Origin of the sequence: Paenibacillus sp. FSL R10-2771 (assembly GCF_038000205.1) — a bacterium.
GTDB lineage: Bacteria > Bacillota > Bacilli > Paenibacillales > Paenibacillaceae > Paenibacillus_AQ > Paenibacillus_AQ phytohabitans.
Genome location: NZ_JBBOBM010000001.1, coordinates 3,437,234 through 3,451,486, shown reverse-complemented (window position 1 = coordinate 3,451,486; position 14,253 = coordinate 3,437,234). Strand labels below are relative to the sequence as shown.

The following is a 14,253-nucleotide window of genomic DNA, read 5'->3' as shown; positions in this document are numbered from 1 at the left end:
GGGCTTACAAATGACAATGACCAAGATGCTCATTGGTAACTTGAACGATATTGACATCAAGGGCTCGCGCAAGTTAAGGGTGGGAAATACCGAGATTGCCTTGTTCCGGTTAAGCAGCGGTGAGGTGCTGGCAGTGGAGAATAAATGCCCGCATAAAGGCGGAGTCTTATCCGAAGGGATGGTCTGCGGTTCCAAGGTGCATTGTCCGCTCCATGACTGGCGGATCGATCTCCATAGCGGTGACGTGCAGGCACCGGATACAGGGCATGTGACAACCTATGAGGTGGAGGTTGATCACACCAGCGGCAGCTTGTACCTAACGATATAATTCATCCGAGCATATAAGGGGGATTCCTAATGGACTATGTCAAACCAAGTGAAGTATTGACCGCAATGATTGAAGCCGGCAAGACCAAAGCGGAACTGGGCATTATGCAGCTGATTGTCCGCGGCAGCCTCGGCGGTGCCATACTGGCCTGTGCCACAACGCTGGCCTTTACCGCCACCGCCCAGACCAAGATCCCGATGGTTGGCGCACTTTTGTTTCCTGTAGGTTTTGTGATGATCATTCTGCTTGGGCTAGAGCTGGTCACCGGCAGCTTTGCCCTGGTCCCGCTGGCTGTGCTGGAGAAGCGGACAACAATAAAACGGATGCTGGGTAATTTCTTCTGGGTTATTATCGGGCATCTGATCGGATGCGCAGTATACGCAGCTCTGTATGGACTCACAATTACGAAGATGGGGACGGATATGTCGAATCCGCTGATCCAGACATTAATTACGACCAGTGAGGCTAAGACTACAGCTTACAAGAGCATGGGGGCTGAGGGGATGACACTAGTCTTCATTAAAGCGATGCTCTGCAACTGGATGGTTACGCTGGGTGCGGTAATGGCTATGACCTCGAAGTCCACATCCGGCAAAATCTTTGCCATGTGGCTGCCGATCCTGACCTTCTTCGGGCAAGGCTTCGAGCATACGGTTGTCAACTTCTTCGTTATTCCTGCCGGAATGATGCTTGGCGCGAATGTCAGCTTCGCGGACTGGTGGATCTGGAACGGCATTCCCGTTCTGATCGGCAATTTCGCCGGAGGCCTGCTGTTCACAGGCATTCTTCTCTATCTGTCGCAAAAAAGCTTCAAACCCGGAGCCGCTTCTGAAGCCGGATTGACGCCGGGACGCGATACAGTGATCTCAGCCACAGCCGCCCTGGAGAAAAGCCTATGAAGCGGGGCAGCATATCCATTGTCGGTGCAGGCCCCGGTGATCCCGAGCTGATTACAGTCAAGGCACTGCGGCGTATTCAGAGTGCAGATGTGATTCTGTATGACCGCCTGGTGAATGAAGAGCTGCTGGGCTATGCCAAAAGCGATGTTCTGCGCATCTACTGCGGCAAAGCGCCCGGACTTCACTCGATGCCGCAGGAATCCACCCAGCAGCTGATGATCAACTATGCTGCAGCCGGATGTCACGTGGTACGCCTGAAAGGCGGAGACCCGTTTGTCTTCGGACGCGGCGGAGAGGAAGCGCTGGAAGCCGCTGCAGCGGGAATCCCATACGAAGTGATTCCCGGGATCACCTCGGCGATCGGCGCAGCCGCTTCCGCGGGAATCCCGCTGACCCATCGCGGATTGGCGGCTTCATTCGCTATCGTGACGGGCAGCCGCTGCCATGATCAGGACTCTCCGGTACGATGGGATGCACTTGCCCATAGTGTGGACACCCTTGTCATCTATATGGGAGTCAGCAAACTGGGCGAGATTTGTGATCAGCTGCTTAAGCATGGCAAAGATCCGCTGACACCTATTGCCCTGATTGAGAACGGGACAACAGTGCGCGAACGGACAGTGACCGGAACGCTCGGCAGTATCGGCAAACTGGCAGCGGCGATGAGAATCAGCAATCCGGCCATCATCATTATTGGCGAAGTGGTTAAGGTAAGAGAGGAGCTGCTCAGCCTGGAAAAGACAGTGCGCTCACAGATAGGCTAGGATATAGTATATCCCTAATCAGGCGTTGATATGTCCCAAGCACAGGCTTAGGCACGTCAACGCCTGATGATATGTTATATTAATGTCATACCCAAAGTGACTGCTGTCACAGGAGTCCGGGCAAAATACACACTATACTGGACACCTGATCGAATTCGCAGGCATTTTGCCCTACAAAGGAGAGAAATATCTGATGCAAATACAACTAAACCCGCTCACCGAAGAACGGCTTGCGCAGAGCCTTGCCGGCCAGCCCGGGCAATTCAAAATGTTCTATGATACAGAGGATTGCGGCTGCAATGGCGTGCTGGTCATCAGGATTGTAAACGGGCCTTCCCCGACGGATATCGTATTTCAAACCGAACCCTTCACCTTTCTGTGTGACCGGCAGCAGGAATCCCTATTCGATGATGTGATGCGACTGGAAGCAGAGGAAGGCTACCCAGCCTACAAACTGACAAGCGATTCTACCTTGTTCGGCAGTAATATCAGGGTGCAGGATGCACGCAACTAACAACGGTATGTAACAAAGGCCATCAACCGTGAATAACGGGAGATGGCCTTTCTTTTGAAGCAGCGCAGACTTTTAATAAGCAGTCCATCCGCCATCAGCCGTTACCACCGCTCCATTAATAAAGCTTGCTTCGTCTGAGCCGAGGAACAGGGCAAGCTGCGCGATTTCCTCCGGTTTGCCTGTGCGCGGGTTAAGAGCCAATCCCGGCTGCGTACGTCCCATACCGAATTCATTAATATGCGTCATGGTAGATCCGATATTGGTCTCCACCCCGCCCGGAGCAATCGCATTGCAGCGGATGCCCTGAGGAGCATACATGAATCCGGTATTCTTGGTGAATCCGACAACCGCATGCTTGGAGGCTGTGTAAGCTGCACCTGCCCGGGCACCAAAAAGTCCGCCTGCGGATGCTACGTTAATGATCACCCCTTGCTGTTTAGCCAAGAAGATAGGGAGTACTTTACGTGTAGCACGCATTACGGATGTAGTATTGACGGCAAAGATGCGGTTCCAGCTGTCATCCTCAATGTCACCTGCCGGTTCAAAGTTATCCATAATCCCCGCGTTGTTCACCAGGATATCTACGGTTCCGTAGGTTTTTACTGTAGTGTCGATCAGGTTCTGGATATCAGATTCATCAGCAACATTTGCTTTCACCGCGAGGGCTTCACCGCCGCCGGACTTAATCTCCCCGGCCACCGTCTCCGCAGCCTCCAAGTGAATATCCGCCACTACTACCTTAGCACCTTCTTTGGCATAGAGAGCCGCAATCGCTTTGCCCATACCGGATGCCGCGCCGGTTACTATTGCCACTTTGTTCTGAAGTCTCACATGTACGCCTCCCGCTTGAATTTATACTTTGTCTGGTCTAGTATCATTTGATCCATGGGGTTTTATGCGCCGGGTTGACGCTATACTTCGTGAAGGCTTACCATATAGGCTATATGAACGGAAAGAGGATGAAGTACATGATCATGATCGGACTGGATATCGGAACCACCTCAATTTCCGGATTGCTCTACGATTTGGAGACACGAACCGTCCTGCATACGATTACTGAGGAACAAACAAGTAAACCATCCAGCCGGAATCATGAATGGGAACGTCTGCAGGAGCCGGGGATTATTCTGCAGCAGGCTGAACGTATCCTTGGTCTCCTGCTGTCAAGGGAGCCGGAAGCAGCAGGAATCGGCCTGACCGGGCAGATGCACGGGATTCTATATATAGACCAGAGCGGCAATCCTCTGGGCCCGCTCTATACCTGGCAGGATGGGAGAGGCGGCCAGCCTTGTGTGGAGGACAGCAGTTACACTTATGCGCAGAAACTAAGCGTACTTGCCGGATATCATATAGCTCCAGGCTACGGACTGGCCACTCATTATTATAATTTGCAGCATCAGCTGGTGCCTGGGAATGCGGTCCGATTCTGCACGATTGCGGATTACATCGCGATGAGGCTGGCAAACAGCGCGGTACCTTTAATTGATGCAACACAGGCAGCCGGCATTGGTGGCTTCAGTTTACAGACGGGCGATTTTGATCAAATAGCACTCATTCAGGCCGGAATCGATGTGGCGATATTGCCGCCGGTCGTCCCTTCAGGGACTGCAATCGGTGCTACACCGCAGGGAATACCTGTGTACACCTCACTCGGGGACAATCAGGCCAGCTTCCTGGGCAGCGTGCCGCAGCCCGCCGGTTCATTGCTGCTGAACATCGGCACGGGCAGCCAGCTATCGGCCTGGCTTCCTGAATACACCCCTGCTCCTTCAGCAATGGAGGTGCGCCCTTATCCGGGCGGTGGAGTACTCATGGTAGGGGCTGCGCTTAGCGGCGGCAGATCCTATGCTCTGCTGGAAGGCTTCATCCGGCAGCTGATCACAGCTTACACAGGAGAAGCACCTGCAGATATCTATTCTCTGCTGGCTCAATTGCTTACGGAAGAGCCATCTGGTGGAAAGAACACTGGCCTAAAGGTGAATACACAGTTTCTGGGTACAAGAGCTGAGCCGGGCAATCGCGGTAGCATCGAGGGAATCACACTAGATAACTTCACACCTGCCGGACTGGCCCATGCTTTTCTCCAGGGGATGATTGATGAATTATACGGCTTCCTGAAGGATCTGGAGCAGCAGGGGGCGAAGGGGTTCACCCGCCTCATAGGTTCCGGTAATGCATTGCGGAGTAATCCTGTGCTGTGTGCCAAGGCTGAAGCAGCATTCGGAGTGCCGCTCACAGCCGGTGCGCAAACTGAAGAGGCTGCTGTAGGAGCAGCGCTCTGTGCAGCTGTCGGCAGCGGGGTGATCTCCAGTTTCAGGGAAGCTGGTGCTTTTCTTGGAGAATTTTATCATTGACAAAATATATTAATTATGCTATAATTTACATATTAATAGTTTGTGTATATAATAAGATTCTCCCGGCCGGGGGAATCTTATTTTTATATGGGAGGATACACGTTTGAAGCAGAATGAGTCCAGTTTGACTTCCAAAGTAGCAGCGTTTGGCCGAGCCTATCACAGTAAATATGACACACCCAAGATTTTCGATGATTATTTGGCCCAAGACTTGATTTCACCGCAGGAGTTTTCAGACATCCGCAAGAATATGGTGCAGGGCATCTCTTTTTTCAACACAGACATTGCAAATCAACATAAGGATGATCCGGACGCCATTCTGAAATGGATTACACATGTACAGCTGTCTCCGACACCGCTCGCGCGTGCTGCTTACTGTGAAGCCCTATTGCTGTATGAGCTAACCTTAGGACTGAAGCAGTATGTCATCCTTGGAGCCGGACTTGATACCTTTGGCTACCGTCATCCTGAATTGAAAGACCTGCTGGAGATATTTGAAGTGGACTATCCGGCTACACAGGAGTTCAAGCAGCAGAGGCTCAGTGACGCCGGGTTGGAAGTTCCGGTCAATCTTCACTTTGTACCCATGGACTTCACCAGGGAATTCTCTTCTTCCAATCTGGTTGGGCAAGGATTTGATTCACAAGCCAAGACCTTCTTCAGCCTGCTGGGTGTGTCCTATTACCTCACGAAAGAGGAGAATGCCAGACTGATTACTGAAGTATTCGCCGGTCTCCCGGCAGGTAGCTCTATCGTGCTGGATTATGCGGATGAGCGGCTTTTTGAAGAGAAGGGAGTGTCCGGCCGGGTGGAAAAGATGCTACAGATGGCTGCCGTCAGCGGTGAGCCGATGAAATCCTGTTTCGCTTATCATGAAATGGAGCAGCTGCTGGAGCAAGCAGGCCTGCTGATTTATGAGCACTTGTCCCCGGCGGAGATCAATGACAGATTCTTCAGCAACCGGAGTGATGCTTTGACCGCTTTTGAGACGATTCATTATATTCATGCGATAAAACAATAATAAATATTCGAATTACAAAGGAACGTCTCAGTCTATTATTATAGGCGGGAGGTTCTTTTCGATAAGGAATGCGGAGGAAGATGCCTCCCCGTAAATAAAAGCTTCCACAGCCGCAGCAGCAACGTTCCTGTCCGGATGGGAATTATCGATCTGTGCCACCTGCGAAGCCGGAAGCGGCCATGCCACGGTGCGGCTGCCCAGGGAAGCGCTGAACTCATCCCAGTGTGCGAACTTCCAGGCGTCCAGAGGGGACTGTCTGCCCTCAAGCCGTTCACGGAACGCTGCCGCATCTGGAAGACTGACCATGACAACTTTGACCTCGACCTCCGCCAGTGTACGTCCGATTCGCGACAGTTCACGCCCGATCCATTCCGGGTCGGCCGCCTCCTTGGTGAAGGGACCTACGACGAATATATCGCTTTGAAGGCCGATATTGTCCAGTGCAGCGTCCATTGTAATCCGGTACCCCAGGTCCCGGCATAAGCTTTTATATTCATCCGAATCCCTGTCATCGGGGTCCAGTCCATGCATAGTCATGATCGCGGTAGCTGCCGGACGCAGCAGAATATCCATATCGAATACAGAGGCCGGGCGCCGGGCTGCTATGGTTTTGGCGAGTGTTGTTTTGCCGGCCCCGCCCGGACCGAGGAAAAATACAAGTTTGTTCATTAGACGCTCTCCTTGAAATGTGCAGCATTCTCTTGCAGCTCGCGGATGAAGCGCTTGGTCGCTGCACACATGTATTTTTCTTTGCGAAACACAACGCCTATCCGGCGTGTCGGCGAAGGATTAATAATCGGAAGCACCCGTACTGAATCTTTCTGCAGATGCTCCATTAAGCTGCGGGGCAGAACCGTGCAGCCCATGCCGCTCTCCGCCATATGGACAAGTGCCTCTATCGTGGTCATCTCCAGAAAAGGCTTAATTGTGAATCCTAATGATTCACTGTAGTCATTCAACAGCTGCCGGATGAAGAAGTTGTCCGGCAGGAGAACGAGGGGAAGCTCCGCAAGCTGCTTCATAGGGATGCCGTCCTGCCAGGCTTCATAAGCAGCTCGTCGATCGCATTTTTGGATTGATTTAATTCGTAGAAGATATTTTGGCTGTGATGCTTGAGTATTTTTCCCGCTTCGGTCAACGCGATCTTCTTTCCGATCCGGTCGAACAGCGGGGTGCCGACCTCATACTCCAGATTCCGGATCTGCTGGCTAAGCGAAGGCTGCGATATCCGGACCTTGTCCGTTGCGCGGGTAAAATGCATTTCTTCACACACGGCCAAGAAATACTCCAGCTGCTTCATTTCCATGAGGATTCACTTCATTCCTTTGTTTAATTTGCATTGGCTGAAACTATGATAATGATAGCCTATTCTGAATAGAAAAAGCACCTGCCATTCTCTAAAATAAGAGTTGTCAGAAACAACAAAACTTAGAAAAGAGAAATTACAAGGGCAAAAGCGGTGTTTTATCATGCGGGCTGTCCGGTATGTGTAGATGCGGAGCAGATGATTCTGAACTATCTGGACCCGGCCAAAACTGAAATTGAAGTCGTGAATTTCAGCACGGACGCCTCCCGGATTGGAGAAGCTGAGCTGGCAGGAGTGAAATCCGTTCCGGCACTTGTCCTGGATGGATGGGTCTATCCTATTAATTTCGGAGCCAGCATGGAGGATGTCAAAAAGTAATCAAAGTATAATCTTTTAGATATTGAGCTGCAAATACATCCTATTCTACAGGTATGAAGGGATGTGTTTGCGGCTTTTTGCGATTTTGTGGAGTAGGAAGTCTGCTGTTATGATAAAGTGAATAGGATAACGGGACATAGCCCGGAAGAATGGCGGGAGGCTTAACAGAATGATGAATATCAGATACATAGAGCGCAGAGATAATGCGGCTATTGAAGGGATTATCCGGGAATGTCTGATTGAATTCGGGGGCAACCGTGACGGTCTCGCCTGGGCTGATGACAGCATGCATGACCTATACACCTATTACAATAGTGCTGCGAACAGGGCTTACTGGATTGTTGAAGAAGATGGGGAGGTGCTTGGCGGCTGCGGAATTGCACCTTTTGATGAGGAGAACGGGATCTGTGAGCTGCAGAAAATGTATCTGTCATCCGCCATCCGCGGCCAAGGAGCTGCTGCAGATTTATTAGGGACGGCACTGGAATTCGCCAGGCAGCATTACAGCAGATGTTATCTGGAGACGCTGCAGACCATGCAGGCCGCAGGCCGTTTCTATCTCAAACATGGTTTCGGGCTGCTGGATGCTCCGCTTGCCGGCTCAGAGCATTATGCCTGTGATGCCTGGTATATCAAAGAATTGACTTAGAAATCCAAACCATTGCATCCACAATCCCCCTTGAAGATTCAGGGGGATTATTTTCATTTTTCAAATTACGCGTCCTTGTGATAAATGACTCTGACAAAAGCTCTCCATTTTGAAATAGTGTATGTACACGATAAATACAACAGGAGGAGAATAATCTATGACAACAACCGGAGACCCTTCTTCACCCATTATCCGCGGTTCTAGTGTCTGCAGCTGTATTAATCTGCGGAGGGCTTCCTCAGCAGTCACAGGAATATATGACGGATTTCTGTCTTCAAGCGGTTTAAATATCAGCCAGTTTTCTTTACTGAAGCATATTTACTCCCTAGGACCGGCAAGTGTCAGCGACCTGGCGCTTGAGATGAGACTGGACCGGACCACTATTGTCCGCAATCTCAAGGCACTGGAACAGATTGGCTATGTGGAGGATATTTCTGCGCAGGGAAGCCGGAACCGCCTGCTGATCCTGTCGGAGAGCGGGAAAGTGAAATATATAGCTGCCGGGAACCAATGGGAGCAGGCACAGAGTTTTTTGCAGGAGGCATTGGGCGATGAAGATATGAAAGTACTTACTACCCTTTTATCCAAAGTGGAGAAACTGATGGCCTGAGCATAACCTCGACTCTTGGTTCATCAATCTTTGCGCAGTAATGAGGCAACAGCAGTTGCTTATCGCCATTTCGTGTATGTACACGATAACTTCCGGACAGAAAGAGTACACTCAAGAGGAGGGAAGACCATGCACCCAGACAGTGCTGCAATTAATGAAAGAGCGGAAGAGGAACAGAAGCAGCTCATTATTGAAGTGATGAAAGCCTTTGTTAAGGAGAGCCCATTAAACTGGTCAGATGTACTTCAGGGACCTTATTATGATGAGCCTATCATTCAATTTGCTTCAGCTGACGATCCTTTGTTTGAGGAGTATAAAAGCATTATTGGTCCCGGCCATGCAACGCCAAAAGAGGTAATAGAGCGTTCATTCGGTTCAGGGACCTACAATGGAGGTTCGGTGATCAGTATAGTGCTGCCCATTCATGAATCCATCAGGAAGGCCAACCGCCAGCAAAAGGAAAGAGCTTCACGGGAGTGGGCCCTGCTGCGTACGTTCGGGGATGAGTATTTCTTGAAGGCGGCCCGCCTTTATCTGACAGATTATTTAAAAAAACTTGGCCGCCTTGCGGCTGCGCCGCTGGATACGGATTGGTACGGGATCTCCAGTTCAGAAACAGGCCCAATCTCCAATTGGTCAGAACGTCATGTTGCTTATGCTGCCGGGCTGGGCACCTTCAGTCTTAATGATGGATTCATTTCGGAGAAGGGAATTGCCATACGGCTGCTGTCGGTAGTAACGGATTTGCAGTTCCCGTCTAATCCAAGATCCGCGGCTACTCATACGGGAAATTGTTTGTTATGCAGCAAAGGGAACTGTGGCGTCTGCATTACCCGCTGCCCGGTGCAGGCGATCAGCACAAACGGCCATGACAAAATCGCCTGCATGAAATTTGTGTATGGCCAGGGTTCACGGGAGTGGGCGGCCCAAAGCGGCGGGGAGGCTACATCAGGAGCTGGCTGCGGATTATGCCAGACCAAGGTGCCCTGTGAGAGCAGAAATCCGATGCGAAATACTAAGTGAAGTACGAAGCACTTCCCTGGCGGAGGTGCTTTTTTGTCTATTCAGGATGTTTCGGGCTGACCCGCTGCTGCAAATCATCACGATCATTGAATCGCCTATCTTTTCCGTAGAATTAGCTATTATAGATTGCACTGCGTTAAAACTATAATGAGTGTGTATTGCAGTGAGAGGGGGCTGGGCAGAACTATCGCAAGCCGGTTGAGTAGAGGCAATATCAGTAGAGTGGCACCTGCACGTTGGAAGCAAATGATGGATTGGTAAGGATTTAATTTTTTGTAATCGCTATCATTCTAGTACTTCAGAAAATTCTATGTGCCGTTCTAACATCAGATTAAGGAGGATTATAATGCGCAACAAGTATGTCGTATGGTCGCTTGTAGTAACGCTGCTAATCTCAACTCTGTTTATGGCCGCCGGACCGCTGACACATTCATCAGCTGCCGGTGGACAGAATCTGACACTTAACAAAACCATTACTTCCAGCGGCCAATCGCAAACGTATACGCCTGACAATGTTAAGGACAGCAACCAGAGCACCTATTGGGAAAGCACAAATGATGCTTTTCCCCAGTGGATTCAGGTTGACCTGGGTGCGCTTACCAGTATTGACCAGCTTGTGCTGAAGATTCCTGCAGGCTGGGAGACACGCACGCAGACGCTGGCTGTACAAGGGAGTACGAACGGTTCCACATTTACAGATATCGTGGCTTCGGCAGCCTATGTATTTAATCCATCGGCTGGGGGCAACAGTGTCACGGTTAACTTTGCAGCAGCCAGTACGCGTTATGTGCGCCTGCTCGTAACCGCGAACACCGGATGGCCGGCAGCACAGTTCTCTGAGCTTGAAATTTACGGCTCCAGCAGCCCAACGGCCACGCCTGCAGTCACTCCTGCTGCAACACCGGTTCCAGCCGGTACCTATGAAGCAGAATCCGCTGCACTCTCCGGCGGGGCGAAAGTGAACACAGATCATGCGGGTTACTCCGGTACGGGTTTTGTTGACGGTTATCTGACCCAAGGACCGGCAACTACCTTCACGGTGAACGTGGCCGCAGCGGGTTCGCGGAATGTTACGCTGAAGTACGCCAATGCGAGCGGAAGCGATAAGACCCTCAGCATCTATGTGAACGGAGTCAAAATCCGCCAGTCCACCTTGCCGAATCTGGCGAACTGGGATACCTGGAGCACGAAGGCCGAGCTCCTGACGCTGAACTCCGGCAGTAATACCATCGCCTACAAATATGATGCCGGTGATACGGGTAACGTCAATCTGGATCAGATTGTAGTAGCGGCAGCAGTGACCGCCACGCCGACACCTTCACCTACAATAGCTCCAACAACGGCTCCATCACCAACACCGGTACCTACGGCTACGGTGGCGCCTACTTCCACAACTACACCTGCGCCTACCGCAACTCCAGTTCCGACGGCATCTCCAACGCCGACCGCCACACCGGTTCCAACGCCAACGGCGTCCCCTGGAGGGAACATCGCCATTGGTAAGGCGATCAGCGCATCCTCCAGCACACAGAATTTCGTTGCCGGTAATGCCAACGACAACAATACGGCTACTTACTGGGAAGGAAGCGGCAATCCAAGTTCGCTCACGCTTGATCTCGGCGCCAATCATAACATCACTTCGATTGTACTGAAGCTGAACCCGGCCACGGAATGGGGGACACGGACTCAGAATATTCAAGTACTAGGACATAATCAGAGCACGACAACCTTCAGCAATCTGGTCTCCGCTCAGGCGTATACGTTCAACCCAGCCAGCGGAAATACGGTGACCATTCCCGTTACGGCAACCGTCAAGCGTGTCCAGATCAATATTGCTTCCAATTCAGGTGCCCCTGCGGGACAGATTGCCGAGTTCCAGGTCTATGGAACACCTGCACCGAACCCTGACCTGACGATTACAGGCATGTCATGGACTCCGGCTTCTCCCGTTGAGACGAATGAGATTACATTGAATGCCATCGTGAAGAATAGCGGCAGTGCCGCAGCAGCGGCCACGACAGTCAATTTCTATCTGAACAATGAGCTGGCAGGCTCGGCCCCGGTAGCAGCTCTTGCAGCGGGTGCTTCGGCAACCGTGTCATTGAATGCCGGTACCCGAACAGCTGCGACCTATCCGCTCAGTGCCAAGGTAGATGAGACTAATCAGATCATTGAACAGAATGACAGCAACAACAGCTACAGCAGTCCTTCATCACTTGTTGTTGCTCCTGTATCAAGCTCTGACCTTGTAGGTCCGACATCCTGGACACCGGGCAATCCGGTAGCTGGTAATAGCGTATCCTTTGCAGTCAATCTCAAGAATCAGGGGACGATTGCTTCCGCAGGAGGTGCGCATGGAATCACTGTAGTATTGAAGAATTCAGCTGGATCCACCGTGCAGACCTTCACCGGATCCTACAGCGGGGCGATTGCTGCCGGTGCTTCTGTGAATGTCTCCATCCCGGGGACATGGAGCGCTGTCAACGGCAATTACACCGTCACCACAACAATTGCTGCAGATGCGAATGAAGTTACGACCAAGCAGGCTAATAATGTGAATACCGTTAATCTGGTTGTATATGCCCTGCGCGGAGCAAGCGTGCCCTATGCCCGCTATGATACGCAGGATGCGACCCGTGGCGGATCTGCTGCACTGAAATCTGCTCCAAACTTCGATCAGACGCTGATTGCTTCAGAAGCATCGGGTCAGAGTTACGTAGCGCTTCCTTCGAATGGCTCTTATGCCCAGTGGACCGTCCGTTCAGGTCAAGGCGGCGCCGGGGTCACGATGAGATTCACCATGCCGGATTCGGCTGACGGTATGGGTCTTACCGGAGCGCTGGATGTATACGTAAACGGCACCAAAGCCAAAACAATCCCGCTTACATCCTATTACTCCTGGCAATATTTCTCCGGCGACCAGCCCGGTGATGCACCAAGTGCCGGACGTCCGTTGTTCCGCTTCGATGAAGTACACTGGAAGATGGATACACCGCTTCAGCCGGGCGATACGATCCGTATTCAGAAGAATAACGGGGACAGTCTGGAATACGGGGTAGACTTCCTGGAAATCGAGCCTGTCCCGACAGCAATTGCCCGACCGGCCAACTCGGTATCGGTAACCGAATACGGTGCAGTTGCGGGTGATGGACAGGATGATCTTGCAGCCTTCAACAGCGCGGTTACAGCAGCAGTCGCAGGCGGCAAATCACTCTATATTCCAGCCGGAACCTTCAATCTAAGCAGCATGTGGGTGATTGGCTCTGTCAGCAATATGATCAATAACTTTACGGTTACTGGTGCTGGTTACTGGCATACCAACCTGCAGTTCACCAATCCTAATGCTGCGGGCGGCGGGATCTCGCTCCGCATCCTGGGTAAGCTTGATTTCAGCAATGTCTATATGAATTCGAACCTGAGATCACGTTACAACCAGAATGCCATCTACAAAGGCTTCATGGATAACTTCGGCAATAACTCTATCATCCATGATGTCTGGGTAGAGCATTTTGAATGCGGCATGTGGGTGGGGGATTATGCACGGACCCCGGCAATCTTCGCGAACAATCTGCTTGTGGAGAACAGCCGCATCCGCAACAATCTGGCTGACGGCATCAACTACTCCCAGGGTACCAGCAACTCGACCGTCCGCAACACCAATGTGCGCAATAACGGAGACGATGGTCTGGCCGTGTGGCCGAGCAACACTTTCGGTGCTCCGGATGGGGTGAATAATACCTTCTCGTACAATACAATCGAGAATAACTGGCGTGCCGGCGGTATTGCCTTCTTCGGAGGCAGCGGCCACAAGGCGGATCATAACTACATTATCGACACGGTAGGCGGTTCCGGCATCCGACTGAACACGACCTTCCCGGGTGCGCATTTCAACAACAACACGGGCATTCTTTTCTCGGATACCACGATTATCAACAGCGGCACCAGCCGTGACTTGTATGACGGGGAACGCGGCGCGATTGACCTCGAAGCTTCGAGTGACCCGATCAAGAACGTAACGTTCACTAACATCGATATCATCAACACCCAGCGCGATGCGATCCAGTTCGGATACGGAGGCGGATTCTCCAATATCGTATTCAACAACATCAACATTAACGGCACAGGGCTCGATGGAGTAACGACCTCACGCTTCTCCGGCGCCCATAAGGGAGCTGCGATCTACACGTATACCGGCAATGGCTCGGCTACATTCAATAACCTGACGACCAGCAATATTGCTTATCCAAGCCTGTATTATATCCAGACCGGCTTTGGGCTGCTGATACAGTAGACAGGGATAGTAAGGGGAGGGGCTCAAGCGGGCTCCTCTTTTTTTTATTGAATATAATCCATGATCTTCGATAAATTACGACAGCGTAATATCTGCCCTCCATGCTATCCTATTAC

Annotated in this window: 13 protein-coding genes and 1 pseudogene; 11 read left to right on the top strand and 3 right to left on the bottom strand. The window is 51.5% G+C overall.

From position 1 onward, the window contains the following. Positions 1-16 precede the first annotated feature (16 nt). The 4 genes from nirD to NSU14_RS14770 all read left to right on the top strand — a co-directional run bounded on the left by nirD (position 17) and on the right by NSU14_RS14770 (position 2,505). Positions 17-328, top strand: coding sequence for a nitrite reductase small subunit NirD (nirD, locus tag NSU14_RS14785; RefSeq protein WP_039291804.1), 312 nt, complete (start codon positions 17-19; stop codon positions 326-328). 29 nt (positions 329-357) lie between these two features. Next, a complete protein-coding gene (locus NSU14_RS14780) occupies positions 358-1,227 on the top strand; it encodes a formate/nitrite transporter family protein (protein ID WP_340945859.1) in 870 nt (289 codons plus the stop codon). After that, entirely contained in the window at positions 1,224-1,991 is a 768-nt protein-coding gene (cobA, locus tag NSU14_RS14775) for a uroporphyrinogen-III C-methyltransferase (protein ID WP_340945856.1), read from the top strand. The genes NSU14_RS14780 and cobA overlap by 4 nt, the downstream gene beginning before the upstream one ends. Before the next feature lie 193 nt (positions 1,992-2,184). Next, the gene (locus NSU14_RS14770; RefSeq protein WP_340945854.1) at positions 2,185-2,505 is read left to right on the top strand and encodes an iron-sulfur cluster biosynthesis family protein; all 321 of its coding nucleotides are present in this window, start codon (positions 2,185-2,187) and stop codon (positions 2,503-2,505) included. Positions 2,506-2,577: 72 nt separating this feature from the next. On the opposite strand, the gene NSU14_RS14765 is transcribed toward NSU14_RS14770, so the two are convergent. Further along, positions 2,578-3,336, bottom strand: a complete 759-nt coding sequence (locus NSU14_RS14765) for an SDR family oxidoreductase (RefSeq protein ID WP_039291601.1) — start codon at positions 3,334-3,336, stop codon at positions 2,578-2,580. Positions 3,337-3,473: 137 nt separating this feature from the next. On the opposite strand from NSU14_RS14765, the gene NSU14_RS14760 reads away from it, so the two are divergent. Both NSU14_RS14760 and NSU14_RS14755 read left to right on the top strand, forming a co-directional pair. Continuing rightward, positions 3,474-4,859, top strand: a complete 1,386-nt coding sequence (locus NSU14_RS14760; protein ID WP_042137162.1) for a sedoheptulokinase — start codon at positions 3,474-3,476, stop codon at positions 4,857-4,859. A 103-nt stretch (positions 4,860-4,962) separates the two neighbouring features. Continuing rightward, entirely contained in the window at positions 4,963-5,880 is a 918-nt protein-coding gene (locus NSU14_RS14755; RefSeq protein ID WP_340945851.1) for a class I SAM-dependent methyltransferase, read from the top strand. 27 nt (positions 5,881-5,907) lie between these two features. Here the strand turns inward: NSU14_RS14755 and NSU14_RS14750 are convergent, their stop codons facing one another. Together NSU14_RS14750 and NSU14_RS14745 are read right to left on the bottom strand one after the other, a co-directional pair. Continuing rightward, positions 5,908-6,549 carry an AAA family ATPase gene (locus NSU14_RS14750; RefSeq protein WP_042137166.1) on the bottom strand — a complete coding sequence of 214 codons (642 nt, stop codon included), beginning with the start codon at positions 6,547-6,549 and terminating at the stop codon, positions 5,908-5,910. After that, a pseudogene (locus NSU14_RS14745) lies at positions 6,549-7,186 on the bottom strand (LysR family transcriptional regulator). The gene NSU14_RS14750 and the pseudogene NSU14_RS14745 overlap by 1 nt, the downstream one beginning before the upstream one ends. 153 nt (positions 7,187-7,339) lie before the next feature. Between NSU14_RS14745 and NSU14_RS14740 the strand changes: the two are divergent. From NSU14_RS14740 to NSU14_RS14720, 5 genes are all read left to right on the top strand, one after another. Then, positions 7,340-7,564: a thioredoxin family protein gene (locus tag NSU14_RS14740; protein ID WP_340945846.1), complete on the top strand. Its 225-nt coding sequence runs from the start codon at positions 7,340-7,342 to the stop codon at positions 7,562-7,564. Positions 7,565-7,733: 169 nt separating this feature from the next. Further along, complete coding sequence (locus tag NSU14_RS14735) at positions 7,734-8,213, top strand: GNAT family N-acetyltransferase (protein ID WP_340945842.1); 480 nt, start codon at positions 7,734-7,736, stop codon at positions 8,211-8,213. Between the two features lie 157 nt (positions 8,214-8,370). After that, positions 8,371-8,823 (top strand): MarR family winged helix-turn-helix transcriptional regulator, encoded by a 453-nt coding sequence (locus NSU14_RS14730; protein ID WP_340945840.1) that lies wholly within the window; start codon positions 8,371-8,373, stop codon positions 8,821-8,823. Positions 8,824-8,952: 129 nt separating this feature from the next. Next, entirely contained in the window at positions 8,953-9,846 is an 894-nt protein-coding gene (locus NSU14_RS14725; protein WP_340945838.1) for a (Fe-S)-binding protein, read from the top strand. A gap of 346 nt (positions 9,847-10,192) precedes the next feature. Then, a complete protein-coding gene (locus tag NSU14_RS14720; protein WP_340945836.1) occupies positions 10,193-14,137 on the top strand; it encodes a discoidin domain-containing protein in 3,945 nt (1,314 codons plus the stop codon). Positions 14,138-14,253 lie beyond the last annotated feature (116 nt).